The organism is Streptomyces luteolifulvus (genome assembly GCF_008806595.1).
GTDB classification, from domain to species: domain Bacteria; phylum Actinomycetota; class Actinomycetes; order Streptomycetales; family Streptomycetaceae; genus Streptomyces; species Streptomyces luteolifulvus.
Map to the genome: position 1 here is coordinate 37,002 of NZ_VZRB01000033.1, position 17,469 is coordinate 54,470.

The following is a 17,469-nucleotide window of genomic DNA, read 5'->3' on the forward strand; positions in this document are numbered from 1 at the left end:
GACGACGCCTCTGACCAGGCCAGATAGCGAAACGCGGATCAAGTACTAGCCGTCCGACCGAGCCAGGGCCAGAGCCAGCTCAGAGCCCGCACAGCAGGGCGACTGTGCTCGACCGGCACGGTTCTCGTGCCCGGAGCCGTAGAGGGCCAGGGTGGCCCAGACGAGCTTTCCGCCGCTGGTCTTCGCCGTGCCCCAACAACTGGCCAGGCACTGGAGGATGTGCAGCCCGCGGCCGCGTTCCTGCGAGCCTTCGGGGGAATCGGCCTTGGGCACGGCGTCGGCAGCGGACTCGTCGGTGACTGTGATCAGCAGCTGTGGGGCTGGGCTGCCGTACTTGGCCAGGCGCAGCATGATGCGCTCGGTCCGGCCGTAGAGCACGGCGTTGGTCACCAGCTCGGAGGTGATCAGCGCGGCGTCCTCTGCCAGGTGGTCCAGATCCCAGCGCCGCAGATGGTACGTCACCTGTTGGCGGGCGGTGGCGACGTGTGCCGGGTCGGCGGTCAGCGGGATATCCAAGCAGTTCGAGTACTCGACGTCCCACGCAGGTATCGCCCGTGCGGACGGGCAAGGAGCCGCATCGGCTGCAATGTTGGTGGACATGAGCTGTTAGTTCCCTTCGCGCGGCGGTGAACCTTGGGGGTTCGTTGTTGCATCTGCCGCCGCGGCGGTGGCATGCACGGTCCGGGCCGCTCCCCGCTGGAAGGAGCCCCGGCGGGTCGGCTGGTTCCGCGTCTTGTACTCGCCGTAGCCCTTGTCCTGAGCAGGTACGGCCTGTGCGGGCGGACAAGGAGCCGGATCGGCTGCAATGGTGGTGAAGTGGAGTTTCCCTTCGTGCGGCGGTGAACCATGAGGGGTTCGTTGCTGCACCTGCCGCCGTGGCGGTGCCGGGCCCGGTCCGAGCCGCTTCCCGCAGGAACGAAGTCCGGCGGGTTCGCTGGTTTCGCGTCCTGTATACGTCGTCGGGGGCGCCCCTGCCTCCCCCTTTGACAGCCGGGCATGCCGATCGGATGGATTCTTGCGACGAGCGGACTGGCGAATGCGCCGAGTGGTAGCGGCGGTGCGATGAACGGTTACCGGCTCTTCACAATCCAGGGTGTAGTCGTGGCCGACCGTTGATGGCCTAGGTCGGTCCGTTGGACGTGCCCGGGCGTTCGACGTAGGCCAGCACGTCGGTGGCTCGCATCGACCGCCACCTGTTCACCACCCCCTTCCTCGGGAAACTCGACGCCTACCGGGCAACCGACGCGGGGTGAGATTCCACCGCCGCTTGTGGGCCGTTCAGCTCTGGGGCATGCGGCGGCTGATGTCGTCCAGCTCGGTCAAGTCCTCATGAGAGAGGGAGAGTCCCGCGCCAACGATGTTCTCGCGCAGGTGTGCCGTCGATGACGTGCCGGGGATGAGCAGGATGTTCGGTGATCGCTGCAGCAGCCAGGCCAGTGCGACGGACATCGGTGCCGCCTCCGATCGAGCGGCGACCGCCGAGAGCGCCGAGGACTGGAGCGGGGTAAAGCCGCCGAGGGGGAAGAAGGGCACGTACGCCACGCCGTCGGTGGCGAGCCGGTCGATGAGCTCGTCGTCGTCGCGGTGGGCGAAGTTGTACATGTTCTGCACGCATACGATCGGCGCGATGCTCTGTGCCTCGGCGACCTGCTCCGCGGTGGCGTTGCTGACCCCGAGGTGGCGGATCAGGCCCTGCTGCTGGAGTTCGACGAGCGCCTCGAACGCCTCGGCGAGCGAGCCGGGCTGGGGACCTTCGGCGTTGCCGAGTCGGAGGTTGACCAGGTGGAGTACGTCGAGCCGGAGGGACTTGAGGTTGTCGTGGACCTGGCGGCGCAGATCTTCGGGTCGCCGGGCCGGAGGCCAGCCACCCTGTTCGTCGCGGGTCGCGCCCACCTTGGTCACGATGTGCAGCGACTCGGGATAGGGGTGCAGTGCCTCGCGGATCAACTCGTTGGTGACGCGCGGCCCGTAGGCGTTGCTCGTGTCGATGTGGGTGATGCCACAGTCGACTGCTTCTCGCAGAACGGCCAGGGCACCGTCGCGATCGGCGGGCGGCCCCATGACCCACGGGCCCGCCAGTTGCATGGCGCCGTAGCCGAACCGGGTGACGGTCAGGTCGCCCAGAGTCCAGGTGCCGCCGGGAAGAGAGGGGGAGGGTGTAGTCATCCTGTTGCCTTTCGTCGTGCACTTGGGGGGGGGTGGCGCCTGCTGCCTCCCTGCGTCAGCATTGGAGAGAAACTTCCTGTCGGGAAGTAGGCACTTTGGAGTGCGTAACCCACCCATCGGTGAGAGGTGCGATCAGTGACGACGATGAAGGCGGCCCAGAAGAGGGCTCAGGCCAAGGTGGAGTACAACGCGTTCCTGGCAGCATGCCCCAGCCGGCGGCTGCTCGACCGAATCTCGGACAAGTGGGTCGTCCTGATCCTGTGTGCGCTGGGCGGCGACAACAGCCCTGGCCAGCCCGGTGCAGCACACGCGGACGCTCCGAAGGCGATGCGTTACTCCGAGATCTTTCGTCTTCTGGCTGGTGTCAGCCAGAAGATGCTGACCCAGACGCTACGGTCGCTGGAGCGCGATGGTCTGCTCACCCGCACCGTCACGCCAACCGTCCCTGTCACCGTCTCCTACGAGCTGACCGACCTCGGTCTTTCGCTCCACCACATGACGCGCGGGCTCAGAAACTGGGCGCAGACGCACATGGCCGAGGTCCTCGCAAACCGCGAGAACCACGACTCTCACACGTCCTGACGACTCACATCCAACCGTCCCAAAGCTCCGTATTCTCGGCGCTACAACGCACAAGCTCTCCGGATGCTCGAAGAGACGGGTAGGCGATGTGCGAAGCTGGCTCATCCGGTGACATCCGCAGAGTTGTCGGAGCAGCAGCGGGAACAGTTCGTCGCGCGGCTCACAGAAAGTGGACTCGGCCAAGGCCCCATACCTGCCGAGACACGAGATGAACTGGCTGCCGCGCTCGATGTTGGCGAGTCGGTGACACAACTGCTTGCCACGTGATGGCGATTCTTGGAAACGGGGGCCTGGCCCCACTTCCCTGGTGACTGCGTGCTGATCGGCCCGGAGCCGGCCGTGACCATCGCCGCCAAGGGCATCAACGCCCATGCCTTGGACGGCGGCCCGGCCGCGCGCGGATGTCAACGGTGACCCTGCTCTCCAACGAGCATTCCGATGCAGGGACACCCGTCGCCGACGTACGTACGGCCGTGGATGAGTGCGCGTCGTACGAAGGCGACCGAAGCAGATGCAGAGCTGGTTGCCGTACAGCCAATGAAGATTGACTGACCGGTACCTGGCTGCGAACGGCTGTACGATGCGCTGACTCGTCAACAGGCCCAGCCGGCAGGCAAGTTCGGTGGGCCATCTGTCTCGTTTCGCTAGGGGTCGTATGCATACAACCGTCGGACGTACCGCCACTGTCGGCCTGGTCTGTGCCCTCGCTGGAGCCGCGTTCACGATTCCGTCTGGGCAGGCCGCGGCCGCCGACGAGATCACGGTCGACAAGGTCGTCGTCAACGGGGGCAAGCCGGTGGTGGTCGGCACGCATGCGGTGGTGAAGTTTCCGATCGCCGTCACCGCGAGCCACGCCTCCGGCGTCTACCAGGCCAACGCGACCCTGTTCAGCCCTTCGTACGCCGTTGTCTACACAGACGGCGGTCAGCTGCTCGACTGCGCGGAGACCAAGCCCACAACGACCTGCACCGGCTCCTACACCGTGGACCCGATCAAGGTGTTCACCCAGGACAGCAGCCCCGCCGGAACATGGAAGGTTCACCTCCACGTCGACGCGTGGGAGGACACCTACGAAAACCAGGACAAGTACACCTTCAAACTGCTGCGCGCCGCCAGGCTCACTGCCAACGCCACCCCCGAGCCGGTGAAGAAGGGCAAGACGATCACAGTGAAAGGCACGCTCACACGTGCCGACTGGGGCACTGACACATACGTCGGGTTCAAGGGGCAGCCGGTGAAGCTTCAATTCCGCAAGAGGGGCGCCAGCACCTATACCACGATCAAGACTGTCACGAGCGGCAGCGGCGGGGCCGTGACCGCCACGGCCACCGCCAGCTCCGATGGGTACTACCGCTTCGCCTTCGCCGGCACGGGCACCACCTCCGCCGTCAAGGCGAGCGGCGACTTCGTCGACGTCCGCTGAGAAACGGACAGTATCGACAGGTGGTCGACGCAGTGATGGTCCTCGAACTGCCCGGTCAAGGCGTCGTGGCCCCCGCTGACCGCTGACCGCGGAGAGCCGGGAGCTCTTCGTCACCCCTCACCTATGCGTGGCCACGCTGCGGCGCGCCGAGGGCCAGAGCGGCTGTCAGGAGTTCGGCCCCGAGCCGGTCTCCTCGGTGATGCGGGCGATCAGCCCGTCGAGCACTTGCTCGGCCTGTTCCGGATCGAAGTCCTCGCCCAGCCGCTTGCGCACCCCGTCGTCGCTGAGGAGATGGTGCACGACCGGCTGCACATCGTGCCGGGCGAGGCAGTTGCGGGCGCACTGGAGCACGCAGCCGTCCACGGCGATGACGGGGCGACCGCTGCGGGCCTTGCGGACCAGGCTCGGCACGTCCCCGCCGACACCGGCGATGCACGACATCTCGGCGATGCCGCGCCGGTCGAGCTGCACGGCGATCCAGTTGGTCATCTGGGCCGCGCTCGAACAGCCCGAGCAGGAGTAGACAAGGGGCAGATCACGACGACGGTTCACCCGGGGGCCTCGCTGGTTGGGGCGGACGGTGTGCGGCGCGGGGGTATGCGGCACGTGTTTCGCGAGCCTAGGCCCGGGCGATCGTCGGCCGCGTGGGCCCAACGGGGTAGGTGTCGGCCCGTTGGACTCCCCCCGTAGGGCCGAAAGACCCCCCGGGCGCCGGCCTGGAACCTGCACAGGCCGCGTTCTACGCCACTACCGCATCATCGACAGCATGGACGACGGATTCATCGTGAAGATCGTCTCCTGGGCCAGGCGCTGGCACAGGCCAGGCGCAGGTGCAGGCGGCCCAGGTGGACCCCTCGCGGGCTCATGTTCAGGCCTTGGCGGGCCAGAACTGCGCGAGATACCGCTCCACGCCGTCGCCGGTGCCCTCGCCCCCCGACAGTGCAGCAGCCTCGGCGCGGCCGACGCAGCTCACCCGCACCCGCCACGTGCCGGGGGAGCCGAGAGCGAACACTTCCTCGGTGCGGGCCAGGCTCATCGACCACATGGCGACCTCGCCGCTGGGCGAATCGAAGTCGGCCTCAGCCTGCTCATCCCAGCCCGACGCATCGTGCGCGGGCGGCCGGCCGTCCCACACCTCGACGGTGACCGAAGCCGTGTGCGTGTGGCCGGCGCTGTAGAGGTCGAGGCGCCCCGGGAACGCGTTGAGGAACACGCCCCTCTGGAAGCCGTCCGGGAACGGGACGGGCAAATCGGCGTCATCGGATTCCTGGAGCGCGAAGGCGTGGTAGCCCACGTCCGCATTCAGGTGTTGCCGCCGGACAAGCTCAGCCATGAGAGCTCCCTCGACGTGACAGGCGACTGGTCATCGCCGTGATCGTAGGCCCGTACCCCGACAGCACGGCTGCTCCTCGAGCCTTCTGGGCCAGCAGAGCTCCCGCGGCCGCGCCAAACCTGCGGACAGGAACGGAGCCCGGTCCCAAAGCACACGCCACCGCCGGCCCGAACAGTGAGATCACCCGGGACAGGAACCATGCTCGACAGATCAAGCCCGTCGAGCGGTCGCGTCGAGTTGCCCACGGCTGCGATCGCCTACGGCTGCGGAGTCTCGAAGACCCGGACACGGACCCGGACAGGGGCGCAACGGACGGTTACCAGGTGGTAGCTCATTGTTGAGTCCGATTTGTTACCCAGGGCCCTTGAAGCCCTGCCTTCGGACCAAGGATGATCGATCACTCCAGCGCCCCTGAAGGGACGCGGAAGATCCCTGGCCTACCAGCGCCACGGTGCCGCGCCCGGCCTGGCCGATCGAAATCCGATCGGCCCAACGGAGCCGACTTGCCGGTTGTCCCGTTCCCTCCGGGCATGCATTCCTTTCCCCTGTATGAGGACTTGATGACACAACACATACCGGGGGCGGTGTTCTGGTGCCTCGCCATCGTCACATGCGTCGCACTATTGCTGCTGATACGCCAGTACCGGATCACCGCCGCCCTACGCCGTCGACTGAGGCTCGGCGAAGCCGACCTGCTTGCCCGCGAGGAGGAGATGCGACACCTCGCCGAAACGCGGCTCCCCGCACTGCTGGAGGCATCCCGCGATGCCGGTACCCCGTCCGTACCCGGACCACTCGATGCGGATCTGTTGGCAACGACGTACGGAAAGAGCCTGCAGAGGGTCGTCGACCAGCTCTCCAGCGTCGGTGAGGACGCGCGGTTGCGGGCCGACAAGTCCGCGAAGGCAACTCTGAAGGCGGCGATGCGCGCCCTGCAGGCCCTGGCCAGTGAGCAGCAGCTGTCGATCTCGGAGATGCAAGGCCGGCACGACAACCCCGATGTTCTCCAGGACCTCTTGGAAGTGGACCACGCCAATGCGCAGTTCGGCCGGAGGGCACAGGCCGTCGCTGTGCTCTGCGGCTCCTGGCCCGGACGGCAGCGGGCCGCCTCGCCGCTGCTCGACGTGGTACGCGGCGCGACGTCGAGGATCCGGGACTACCGGCGCATCAAGGTTCACTCCCGGGTGGACATGGACGTGGTGAGCCGGGCGGTCGAGCCGGTCGTCCTCGCGGTTGCGGAGCTGCTGGACAACGCAACGCGGCACTCCCAGCCCAACACCACGGTCGAAGTGAGCATCCAGCCGGCCCACAACGGCGTCAGCATCGTCGTCGACGACGCCGGCATCGGCTTGGACGCACGCGAGATCGACGAAGCCGCGCGGCGTCTGTCCGGACGAGAGAACATCGACATCCACCGGCTCGGCGACCCGCCACAGTTCGGCTTCGCCGTGATCGGTGTCCTTGCCGCCCGGTACGGCTTCAGCGTCTCCGTCGACACCCAGTCACCGTACGGCGGCGTCCGGGCGGTGCTCTTCCTCCCCAACGCACTCCTCAACCGGGTGCGTTTCATGGGGCCGCCGATCCCCCTGCAGGGTGCGGAGGTCCCGCCCGCCTCGTCGTCCCTCTCCTTCGTCGAACCCAGGACCGAAGGCGCTGGGGGCCCGGCAGCCCGCACGAGTACTGCCGCCGAGGCAGCCGCCCGCCCCGGGCCGTCCGAGGAGCCGTCACCCTTCCCCGAAGCGGGGGCCGCGGAGCCGTCCACTGCGCAAGTCCTGCCCAGGCGCCGCAGACGTACACCGCTGCATCAGGAGCCCGGTGACCCCGCGGACCCGGCCCGCTCCGGACCCCCGCTCGTCCGCCCTGCCGCCGAGACCGCCTCCCGCATGGGCGCATTCGCCCGCGGCACCCGCTCCGGCCGTGATGCATCCGTCGACAACGAAAGGAATGCCGACCAATGACCGGCCATGTGACCAACGAACTCGGATGGATGCTCGATGAGGTCCTGAAGGTCCCCGAAGCCCGCCACGCGATCCTGCTGTCAGCGGACGGCATGCTCCGCGCCCACTCCAAGGACATCGACCGCGACGAGGCCGAGCGGCAGGCCGCGGCGTTGTGCGGGCTGCAGTCCATCAGCCGGAGTACGGCCGAGTTCTGTGCAGAGGAGACCTCGCCGTGGCAGCAGACCCTGATCGAGTTCGTCGACGGGTACGTCTTCCTGGTGGCAGCCGGCTCGGGCGCGTATCTGGCGGTCTCCGCGGGTCAGGACGTCGACATGGAGACCGTCAGCTACGGCATGCACAAACTGGTGGACCGGCTCGGTAAGGAACTGACCTCTCCGCCGCGGCTCACCTCGGCGGCCGGCACGCCAGACGGCACCGGTACGGAATGACCCCGCCGCGACCGGGGCGGGACAGAGGGCTCGTACGGCCGTACGTCGTCACAGAAGGCCGCGCTCATCCGACGCGCAACACGGTGGACCTGGTCACGCTGGTCATGGCGGTGCGCAACCGTCCTCTGAGCGGGCTGAATCCTGAGAAGCGGCGGGTCATGGAACTGTGCGGAGGAGGCGCCCTGTCCGTCGCCGAAGTGGCCGCCCACCTGTCTCTGGCGGTGAGCGTCACCAAGGTTCTGCTCTGCGACCTCATAGACAGCGGCCATCTCACCGCCCGGCCTCCCGTCCCCAAGGCACAACGTCCCGACGCCCAGCTCCTGCAGGAGGTGCTCCATGGGCTCCGCTCCCGTTTCTGACCCGGTCTACGTATCCGACACGGTCACGACCACGGTCAAGATCCTCGTCGTCGGCCACTTCGCGGTCGGCAAGACCACGTTCGTCGGAACCCTCTCCGAGATTCGCCCGCTGCGCACCGAAGAAACGATGACGCGGGCCGGCGAACTCGTCGACGACCTTGCGGGGGCCCCCGACAAGACGACGACGACCGTGGCGATGGACTTCGGCCGCCTGACACTCAGTGAGTCCCTGGTGCTCTATCTCTTCGGCGCTCCTGGACAGAAACGTTTCACCCGGTTGTGGGAGGACATGTTGCACGGAGCACTCGGTGCCCTGGTACTGGCGGACACCCGAAGGCTCGACCATTCCTTCGACATCATGGGGCTGCTGGAAGAGCACGGCGTGCCGTACGCCGTCGCCGTCAACCATTTCGAGGGCGCGCCGGTCTTCCCGGAGGCTGACATCCGCGAGGCCCTCGACCTGCTTCCGGAAACCCCGCTGGTCACATGCGACGCGCGGGAAGCCACATCCTCAGCGGGAGCTTTGATCTCCCTCGTCGAATACCTGCAGACCCGCACCCCTGGGGAGCGATGATGACCACACCCCGGCTCACACCAGAGGCCGTACCACCTCCCGGCTGCCCGGCGCACGCGGGTGCGCGTCGGGTGGAGCGTTTGTACGGCGCGGAGTTCGCCGCCGACCCCATGGCGTCGTACGACCGGCTGCGCGCCCACGGCTCCGTTGCGCCTGTGGAGATAGCGCCCGGCGTGCACGCATGGCTGGTGACCGACTATGAGACGGCGCTGGAGGTGCTGCGCAGTCCGGAGCGCTACTCCAAGGACCCGCGGCGCTGGCGGGCCCTTGCCGACGGGACGGTGCCGGCGGACAGTCCGGTCGTGCCCATGATGATGTACCGGCCGAACGCCCTGTGGACCGACGGACCGGAGCACAGCAGGCTGCGCGGTGCCATCACCGACAGCCTCGGCCGCGTCGACCCCAATGCGCTCAGGGGGTACGTGGAGCACAGCGCCGACACACTCATCGACCGCATCGGGCCCAAGGGACGGGCGGACCTGCTCTCCGAGTACGGTGCGGTCCTGCCCCTGCTGGTCTTCAACCAGCTCTTCGGCTGCCCTCCGGACATCGGAGACAAGCTGGTCGACGGCATGTCCGGGATCTTCGACGCCGACGGCGACTCCGAGAAGGCGAACGCGGTCCTGACCGAGGGGGTCGCCGACTTGGTCGCCCTCAAGCGCAGAGAGCCAGGACCGGACCTGTCGTCCTGGCTGATGGCGCATCCGGCTCGGCTCACCGACGAGGAGATGATGCACCAACTGGTGCTCCTCATGGGTGCCGGCACCGAACCGCAGCAGAACCTGATCTGCAACGGGCTGCGGCTGCTGCTGGCCGACGACCGGTTCGCAGGTGACCTCGCAGGCGGAAGCATGCCCGTCGACGACGCCATCGACGAGGTGCTGTGGACCGACCCTCCGCTGGCGAACTACGCCATTCACTATCCGCTCCACGATGTGGAGGTCGAGGGAAACCTGCTGCGCGAGGGCACCCCCCTTCTGATCAGCCTGGCCGCCGCGAACACCGGTACCGGTATCGCCGGTGACCGCCGACGTGGCAACCGCGCGCACCTTGCGTGGAGTGCGGGCCCGCACACCTGTCCCGCGAAGGGCCCCGCCCGGTTGATCGCCGCAGCCGCCTTGGAGAAGCTTCTCGACCGGCTCCCCGGCATCGAACTGGAGCTTCCGGTTGAGGACTTGCAGTGGCGGCAGGGGCCCTTCCACCGGGCCCTGGCCGCCCTGCCCGTGCGATTCCCCCCGATCGCGCCCCGCGACCGGCTGTCTGCAGGACGCGAAGGGACGGCGAACCCGGTCCTGCCGTCATCGACCCCTCCGGCGTCGACGCCCACAGTGCGGGTACCCGGATCCGGAGGGATGCCCCGGCGGCGCTGGTGGAAGTCCCTGGCAAGGCGGACGTACGAACCTTGAGCCGTGACCATGACCGAGGGTGCTGTGTGAGCAGACAGGAGCAATCAGGTGCGAGACCACTGCTGCGTGCTTGATCGCCTGTCCGGCTGACGGTAGTGATCACTTGCGCCGGTGATCCGCTGTGGAGGTGGGCAGTTGTGGGCCGGAGATTTCCGCGGTGCTCCGTTGCCACCCGTGGCCGGGCACGGCCCGTGAGCTGCCCGGGGCGGGGGCCGCATGGAGGATGCGCGACTGGAGTGTGGTGAGGATCGGGCCCGGGTCCACTCCCAGATCGCGGACCAGGGAGCGGCGGATCCGCTGGTACACCGCGAGGGCCTCGGCCGTGCGGCCCTCGCGGTACAGGGCGAGCATCCACAGGCCGTACAGCCTCTCGTGGTGGGGGTTCTCGGCGCCGAGTGCCTCCAGGGCTTCCGCCGCCTCCCCTGGTGCGCCCAACTGTACGTCGAGCTCAGCCAGTTCCAGCTGTGCGGACAGTCGCATGCCGGTCAGGCGGTGGCGCTCAACAAGAGCCAGTGGGCCGGGTACTGCCAGCAGCGGGACGTGGCCGTGCCACTCGGCGAGGGCGCATCGGTAGGCGGAGCGGGCCGCGGCCGGGTGCGTGTCGCGGGTGCGGCGGGCTTGGGTCAACGCTCGGTGGAACCGCCACAGATCGGCGTCGTCCGGTGCGGCCTGCAGGCCATAGGCCGCCCCTCGGCTGAGGAGCAGCCGGGGGGCGGTACGGCGGGGGCGGTCCGGTTCGAGGATTTTCCGCAGGCGTGCGGCGTACGTCGCCACGAGGCCGTGGGCCCCGGACGGTGGTGCGTCCCCCCACAAGGACCGGATGAGGTCGGCGCGTTCGACCCAGGTGCCGGTGCGCAGCAGCAGTGCGGCGAGCAACGCGGTCTGCATGGGCGGGCCCGGAATGAGCTGCTGTCCGGGGCGTGAGACTCGGACCAGGCCGAGAAGTTCGTACTGGACGGGGCTGTCGGGCATGCGCATGGACGACTCCTCTCCAGGTATTGGTCTGGACCAATCATGCCGTGCATGCGAACCGTGCGCACTGCGCCGGATGGAAGCCGAATGGATTCACCGCCGGTACCTCTGGTCCAACCGCTCCACATGTGGGACCTCTTGGTCTAGGCCATTCGCCGGCCGACCCGGCAGGCCCTCCGTTCCGTGTGCCACGACTGCCTGCGCCCGCAGGCACATGCACCTCTGTCACCGCTCGCCAACGACCGGTAACCCCCATGAAAAGAGGCGCCATGAAACGTGCGAGACGAACACTCACCGCTTTGCTGACCGCCCTGCTCCTCCCGCTCGGCGTCCTGGTCGCAGTCGCCGGCCCGGCCCACGCGGCCCCGCCCTCGGCCACGTTCACCAAGACCTCCGTCTGGGAGACCGGCTACACAGGCCAGTTCACGATCAAGAACAACGGCTCCACGACCCTCACCGCGTGGACGGTGGAATGGGACCTTCCCGCGGGCACCACCGTCGGTGCCTACTGGGACGCCCTGATCTCGAGTTCGGGCAGCCACTACACCGCCAAGAACCGCGAGTACAACGGAACCGTCGCCCCGGGCGCCTCCGTCACCTTCGGCTTCGTGGCCTCCGGCACCGGCTCCCCGGCCAACTGCAAGCTCGACGGCGGCCCCTGCGACGGCTCCGCCGCCGACACCCCGCCCAGCGCCCCCGGAGCACCGCAGTCGTCGGGCGTGACCACCACGTCCATCGCCCTGACCTGGGCCGCGGCCACGGACGACAAGGGCGTCCAGAACTACGACGTGCTGCGTGACGGGGCCGTCGTCGCAACGGTGAGCGGCACCACGTACACCGACACCGGGCTGACCCCCGACACCGAGTACACCTACACCGTCCGCGCCCGTGACACCGCCGGCCAGATCGGTCCGCCCAGCCCGGCCACCCGGCTCCGCACCGCCGACGGCGGCGGCACCGACCGGCCCCCGTCCGCCCCCGGCACGCCGCGTGCCGACGACATCGGCGAGACCAGCATCAAGCTGAGCTGGACGGCGGCGACGGACGACCGGGGCGTCAAGAACTACGACGTCTACCGCGGCTCCGTGGTCGCAGCAACCGTCACCGGCACCACGGCCACCGTCACCGGCCTGACCGCGGACACCGACTACACCTTCACCGTGCGCGCCCGCGACACCGCCGACCAGGTCGGACCGCCCAGCGGCGCACTCACCGTGCGCACCGCAGGCGGCAGCACCCCCTCGACATACGCCAAGGTCGGCTACTTCACCCAGTGGGGCATCTACGGCCGCCAGTACCCGGTGAAGAAGCTGGACACCCTGGGTGCCGCCGCGAAGCTCACCCACCTCAACTACGCGTTCAGCAACATTCATCCCACCGATCTCACCTGCATGAACGGCGTCACCAAGGCCACCACGCCCAACCCGCAGGACCCCAACCAGGGCGACGGGGCCGGTGACTCCTGGGCCGACTACGAGCGCTCCGTGGGCGCCGCCGAGTCCGTCGACGGGGTGGGCGACACCTGGGACCAGCCGCTGGCCGGCAACTTCAACCAGCTGAAGAAGCTCAAGGCCAAGTACCCGCATCTGAAGACGCTGATCTCCATCGGCGGCTGGACGTACTCCAAGTACTTCCACGACGCGGCCCTGACCGACGCCTCCCGCAAGAAGTTCGTGTCGTCCTGCATCGACATGTACATCAAGGGCAATATGCCGCTCGTCAACGGCCGCGGCGGCGCGGGCGTGGCGGCCGGCGTCTTCGACGGCATCGACCTCGACTGGGAGTGGCCCGGCGCCGAGGGACACGCGGGCAACCACTACTCGACGGCCGACAAGAACAACAACACCCTGCTGTTCGCGGAGTTCCGCCGCCAGCTCGACGCACTGGGCGGCACCACCGGCAAGAAGTACCTGCTGACCGCCTTCACTCCCGCCGACCCGGCGAAGATCGAGGCGGGCTGGGACATCACCACCCGGGACGGAACGCCCAGCGTCTTCGACTACATGGACTTCGCCAACGTCCAGGGCTACGACTTCCACGGAGCGGGCAGCGACAACTCCTGGGAGCCGAACCGCACCGGGCACCACATCAACCTCTACCGCGACGACCAGGACCCGTACACCACCGAGTTCAGCGTGCAGCGCGCCGTCCAGACCTATCTGGACGCGGGCGTGGATCCGCGCAAGATGACGCTCGGTCTCGCCTTCTACGGCCGCGGCTGGCAGCAGGTCGAGGACGGAGGCGTGCGCGGCGAGTGGCAGAAGGCGGGCGGCGCCGCGCCCGGTCAGTTCCAGGAGGAGGCGGGGACGCGGGGGTACGACAACCTCATGTCCTCGGTGCCGGGCCTGACCGTCTACCACGACGAACAGTCGGTCTCCGCCTACGGCTACACCGGCAACGGCGGCCAGTGGTGGAGCTTCGACGACGCCTGGACCATCGGCAGGAAGGCGGCCTGGATCAAGAGCAAACGCCTGCTCGGCGGCATGATCTGGGAGATGTCCGGAGACAGCGGCACGCTGATGACGGCCCTGGACACAGGGCTGCGCTGACGCGCCGGCGCATCTCCGGAACGGATACCCCCAAGGAGGAAGCGGGGCCCACGGACACCATCGTCCGTGGGCCCCGCCCCCGTGTATGCACGGCTATGCGAGGCCGTACGCCCGGATCACCGTCTGGCGCAGCTTGTTGCCCTGCGTGTCGCTCGCCGAGACCCGCAGTGAGGCGAACGCCGACCGGTCGGAGGGGTTGAAGACCGCGACCTTGGCCTTGTTCACCTTGCGTTCCTGGATCCACGCGTGCGTCCAGGTGGCTCCGTCGTCGAAGCTGACCTCCACGGACAGGTCCTTGAGCTTCGCCTCGGGCGCCCCGGCCTGCGCCGCAACCGTGACGTCGAGGATCTGCCAGTCGAAGGACCGGCCCCGGCCCAGCTTGTCGAAGTCGGAGGTGACACCGGCCTGCAGCAGCGGCTGCCAGTCCAGGCCCAGCGGCCGTTCGGAGCGGAACGTCCACTCGGTGGTGAGCCGTGTGGCCGTGGTCGCCCAGTCCGGTGACCGCTGTGCGTCGAGGGTGAGTTCGTACGTGCCCGGGTCCTCCGGCATAGCGAACCACCCGATGCCCGGCAGTGGCGCCTCACCCAGGACCTTGCCGTCCCGCGTCAGCGTCATGTCCGCCTTGACGTACGGCAGTTGGAACACCGCTGCCGCGCCGTGCCCCGGCTCCGTCGGTGCGAACGCGCCGACAATGGCGGCCAGGGTGTCCCCGGTGCGGTAGACGCCGTTGGCATAGCGGTGGGTGTCGAGGTCGGGACGCAGCACGCCCTGGTTCCAGACGCGGGGCGTCGAGGAGCCTGGCGCGTAGATCCCGATGCCCGAGATGGCGCCGTCGCTGCCCATCAACGGGGTGTCGGCGGCGCGCTGGAAGAGGTGCTCCGACCAGCGGGCCCCGGAATCCTCGGTGCCGGGGGAGTAGAACTCGGTGCGGCTGCCGGGCAGGGGAACGTCGTGCAGGATGCCGAAGATCAGCGCCTGGAGCGGCATGTACAGGGCGCCGGCCGAGCGGGCGCCCGTGGCGGGCTTGCCCTGGGCCCGGTAGTCCGCGCGGACCTTGCCGAGTTCGGCGTCGCGGACGGGATAGTCGAGGTTCTGCGGGATGCCGCCGCCGCGCGGTGCGTGCGCGAGGTAGTAGGTGTACGCCGCCCCCTTCGCCGGCAGCATCACGGCCGTGTGGCCCATGGCCACCCGTTCCGGATCGGCCGCCCGCGGGACGGCGTACATCGGGGCGCGGGTGACGGCGCCGAGGGCGAGGCCGAACAGGGACTCATCGTTGTCGGACAGGATGCTGAGGTCCAGTTCGGTGTAGTAGCGGCGGGCGTCGGGCCGGCCCACCCTGTCGACGACCTTCTTGCCCCGGCGGGCGTCCAGCGTCACCGTGATCCCGTCGTGGTCGACGGGAGTGCGGAATTGGGCCTCCAGGGTCAGCGGCGCCTCCCTGGCGGGGAGTTCCGGGTCGGGGGTCGAGAGGGCGCCGGTGAATGCGTAGTGGCCCTTGGGCAGGCGGACGGTGGCTTCGCCGTCGCGCAGCTGGATGTACGGGTTCGTGTATGCGATGGCGTTGTGCTGGACTGCGGACACGTACTGCACGAGGTCGTCGTTCGTGGGTTTGCCGTCACGGTCGATCGCCTTGATCTTCACGTCGTACGACTCGGGCTCCACGACGACGCCCACCGCGGTGACCACGCGGAGGCCTTCTCCCGTCGCGGTGACGCGGCCGCCGAACTGGCCCCATTCCCGGTTGTGGAACCCCGACGCCTTCAGTGTCGCCGTCACCTCCGCCGTGCCGTGCGCGGGGACGGTGATCCGGTCGGCGGAGAGGGTGAGGCTGCCGTCCGGTGCGGGGCCGTTGTCACCCTCCTTGCTGAGGGAGGAGGCCAGGGTCAGGGTGACGTCCGTGGCGCCGGTGTTGCGGTAGCGCACGGTGCGGCGGACGTCGGGGAGGTTCTGCTGCGGGTACGCGAGGCGGCCGAAGGAGAGCGCGCCCGTCTCGGCGTACACCTGCTGCCAGGTCGCGCGCGCCGCGTCCAGGCGGCCCGAGCCGGTGCCGAACACCGGCTGCGCGGCGGCCGGATCGGTGGAGGAGACCAGGGCCGCCTTCAGCTGGCGCCCGCTCCAGTCGGGGTGCCGCTGGGCGAGCAGCGCCGCTGCCCCCGCGACATGCGGGGTGGCCATCGACGTGCCGGACAGACGGGTGTAGAGCTCGTCGACGGGCTCGCCGATGCTCGTGCCCGCCGCGCGGGCGGCGGCGATGTCGTCGCCGGGGGCCGCCAGGTCGGGCTTGACGGCGTGGTCGCCGGGTCGCGGGCCGCAGCTCGAGTAGACGCTCATCACGTCGTGGGCGTCCACGGCGCCCACCGCCAGAGCCTCGTCCGCGGCGGCGGGACCGCTGATCGTCGGCTCCCAGCAGTAGCTGTTGCCCGCGGCGGCCACGAACAGCGTGCCGTAGCGGTCGGTGAGGTCGTTCAACGCGAGGGAGAGCGGGTCCTGGCCGTCGGAAGCATCCTCGGTGCCGAGGCTCAGATTGACGATGTCGGCGCCGCGCTGCGCCGCCCACTCCATCCCGGCGATGATCGCCGAGTCGTCGCAGTACTCGTCGCCGCAGACCTTGCCGACCAGCAGCGAGGCGTCAGGGGCGACACCCCGGTACGCCGCGCCGGGTCCGCCCGCGCCGCTGCCCAGGGCGATCGACGCCACATGGGTGCCGTGGCCGACCGTGTCCTTGGTGCCGCCGCTGTCGGAGAAGTCCCGGCTTTCCTTGATCCGGCCGGCGAAGTCGGGGTGCGTGGCGTCGAGGCCCGTGTCCAGGACCGCGATGTCCACGCCCTTGCCGGTGTAGCCGGACTCCCAGGCGGCGGAGGCGCCGATCTGCCCGTTGCTGCGCTCGTCCTTGACGCGCACGCGCCCGTCGAGCCAGACGCGCTCCACGCCGGGCCGCAGCCGTTTGACCGCGCCGCCGGTGGTGAGCGCGGACCACAGGGCACTGGGCTCGTCGGGTGCGGCCCGTAGCGCGGCGCCGTCCACGGCGGGGAGCGCGCGCACGGTGCGTATGCCGTCGGTGCCGCGTAAGGAGGCGGGAGGGGCGCCGCGGTAGGCGGCGATCACCCGGGCCGGGCGGACGGTGCCGGAGGGGAGGGTGTCCGCCTGGCCTGTGACATCGAACAGGCGCGGGTCGAGGCGGCCGGACGCCAGCAGGTCCGCGGCGTCCGCGGGGACGACATTGAGCCGCAGACGGCCGCGGCCGTCCTTGGTGTACGACCGGAATACACCGACGTGCTCACGCCCTTCGGCGGCACGGAACATGGCCTGCGGGGGTGAGCCGGGCCGGGTGGCGACGACGACCTTGTCGCCCGTGAGCAAGGTGATGGTGCGAAGGCTTGCCTTCGGCTGCTCGGCCGGGTTGGCAGCCGACGGAACGGAGGGCGTGTCCGCCCCGGCGGGGACGGTCAGCCCTCCCGCGACCAGCGCGGCCAACAGGGCGATGAGCCTGCGGCGGCGCCAAGGACTCGCTCTGAAGCGCATGATGGTGCTCCTCGAGGATGGTGGGGGGTGGCTCCGAAAAGGCGGAGCCCCGACGATCAGCACCGAACCCCGCCTGTCGCGCACGCGTCAACGCCGCCCGGGTCTCGGTGCCTGAACCAATCGCCCCCTTTTCCCGGTACGCCCCCACCAACCGGGGAGTACGGCCTCACCCCGGACTGAACCACGCCCGGTTC

General features: G+C 69.1%; 15 protein-coding genes. 9 read left to right on the forward strand and 6 right to left on the reverse strand.

The window, feature by feature from the left end; translation table 11 throughout:
* Positions 1-45 precede the first annotated feature (45 nt).
* Both F7R91_RS33135 and F7R91_RS33140 read right to left on the reverse strand, forming a co-directional pair.
* Positions 46-516, reverse strand: a complete 471-nt coding sequence (locus F7R91_RS33135) for an ATP-binding protein (RefSeq protein WP_191971736.1) — start codon at positions 514-516, stop codon at positions 46-48.
* A 762-nt stretch (positions 517-1,278) separates the two neighbouring features.
* Entirely contained in the window at positions 1,279-2,166 is an 888-nt protein-coding gene (locus F7R91_RS33140) for an aldo/keto reductase family oxidoreductase (RefSeq protein ID WP_150955528.1), read from the reverse strand.
* A gap of 144 nt (positions 2,167-2,310) precedes the next feature.
* Here F7R91_RS33140 and F7R91_RS33145 point away from each other — a divergent pair, with 144 nt between their 5' ends.
* From F7R91_RS33145 to F7R91_RS33155, 3 genes are all read left to right on the forward strand, one after another.
* A complete protein-coding gene (locus tag F7R91_RS33145) occupies positions 2,311-2,748 on the forward strand; it encodes a winged helix-turn-helix transcriptional regulator (RefSeq protein ID WP_408056082.1) in 438 nt (145 codons plus the stop codon).
* A gap of 63 nt (positions 2,749-2,811) precedes the next feature.
* Positions 2,812-3,015 (forward strand): hypothetical protein, encoded by a 204-nt coding sequence (locus tag F7R91_RS33150; protein ID WP_150955533.1) that lies wholly within the window; start codon positions 2,812-2,814, stop codon positions 3,013-3,015.
* Between the two features lie 388 nt (positions 3,016-3,403).
* Positions 3,404-4,171 (forward strand): calcium-binding protein, encoded by a 768-nt coding sequence (locus F7R91_RS33155; protein WP_150955538.1) that lies wholly within the window; start codon positions 3,404-3,406, stop codon positions 4,169-4,171.
* Between the two features lie 165 nt (positions 4,172-4,336).
* On the opposite strand, the gene F7R91_RS33160 is transcribed toward F7R91_RS33155, so the two are convergent.
* Together F7R91_RS33160 and F7R91_RS33165 are read right to left on the reverse strand one after the other, a co-directional pair.
* Positions 4,337-4,777 (reverse strand): putative zinc-binding protein, encoded by a 441-nt coding sequence (locus F7R91_RS33160; RefSeq protein WP_331000674.1) that lies wholly within the window; start codon positions 4,775-4,777, stop codon positions 4,337-4,339.
* 262 nt (positions 4,778-5,039) lie between these two features.
* Positions 5,040-5,504 (reverse strand): hypothetical protein, encoded by a 465-nt coding sequence (locus F7R91_RS33165; protein WP_150955540.1) that lies wholly within the window; start codon positions 5,502-5,504, stop codon positions 5,040-5,042.
* A 560-nt stretch (positions 5,505-6,064) separates the two neighbouring features.
* Here F7R91_RS33165 and F7R91_RS33170 point away from each other — a divergent pair.
* From F7R91_RS33170 to F7R91_RS33190, 5 genes are read left to right on the forward strand one after another with little or no spacing between them, the layout of a single operon-like run.
* The gene (locus F7R91_RS33170; protein ID WP_150955543.1) at positions 6,065-7,462 is read left to right on the forward strand and encodes an ATP-binding protein; all 1,398 of its coding nucleotides are present in this window, start codon (positions 6,065-6,067) and stop codon (positions 7,460-7,462) included.
* Complete coding sequence (locus tag F7R91_RS33175; protein ID WP_150955546.1) at positions 7,459-7,893, forward strand: roadblock/LC7 domain-containing protein; 435 nt, start codon at positions 7,459-7,461, stop codon at positions 7,891-7,893. Before F7R91_RS33170 ends, F7R91_RS33175 begins: the two co-directional genes overlap by 4 nt.
* Positions 7,890-8,252, forward strand: coding sequence for a DUF742 domain-containing protein (locus tag F7R91_RS33180; protein ID WP_150955549.1), 363 nt, complete (start codon positions 7,890-7,892; stop codon positions 8,250-8,252). The genes F7R91_RS33175 and F7R91_RS33180 overlap by 4 nt, the downstream gene beginning before the upstream one ends.
* Positions 8,230-8,826 (forward strand): GTP-binding protein, encoded by a 597-nt coding sequence (locus tag F7R91_RS33185; protein WP_150955552.1) that lies wholly within the window; start codon positions 8,230-8,232, stop codon positions 8,824-8,826. The genes F7R91_RS33180 and F7R91_RS33185 overlap by 23 nt, the downstream gene beginning before the upstream one ends.
* Positions 8,826-10,232 (forward strand): cytochrome P450, encoded by a 1,407-nt coding sequence (locus F7R91_RS33190; RefSeq protein ID WP_150955555.1) that lies wholly within the window; start codon positions 8,826-8,828, stop codon positions 10,230-10,232. The genes F7R91_RS33185 and F7R91_RS33190 overlap by 1 nt, the downstream gene beginning before the upstream one ends.
* A gap of 99 nt (positions 10,233-10,331) precedes the next feature.
* Here F7R91_RS33190 and F7R91_RS33195 read toward each other — a convergent pair whose 3' ends face one another.
* A complete protein-coding gene (locus F7R91_RS33195) occupies positions 10,332-11,210 on the reverse strand; it encodes an AfsR/SARP family transcriptional regulator (RefSeq protein ID WP_150955558.1) in 879 nt (292 codons plus the stop codon).
* A gap of 263 nt (positions 11,211-11,473) precedes the next feature.
* Between F7R91_RS33195 and F7R91_RS33200 the strand changes: the two genes are divergently transcribed.
* Complete coding sequence (locus tag F7R91_RS33200) at positions 11,474-13,753, forward strand: glycoside hydrolase family 18 chitinase (RefSeq protein ID WP_225320915.1); 2,280 nt, start codon at positions 11,474-11,476, stop codon at positions 13,751-13,753.
* A gap of 93 nt (positions 13,754-13,846) precedes the next feature.
* Here the strand turns inward: F7R91_RS33200 and F7R91_RS33205 are convergent, their stop codons facing one another.
* On the reverse strand, positions 13,847-17,275 hold the full coding sequence (locus F7R91_RS33205; RefSeq protein WP_150955564.1) for a S8 family peptidase: 3,429 nt from the start codon (positions 17,273-17,275) through the stop codon (positions 13,847-13,849).
* Between the last annotated feature and the right edge of the window lie 194 nt (positions 17,276-17,469).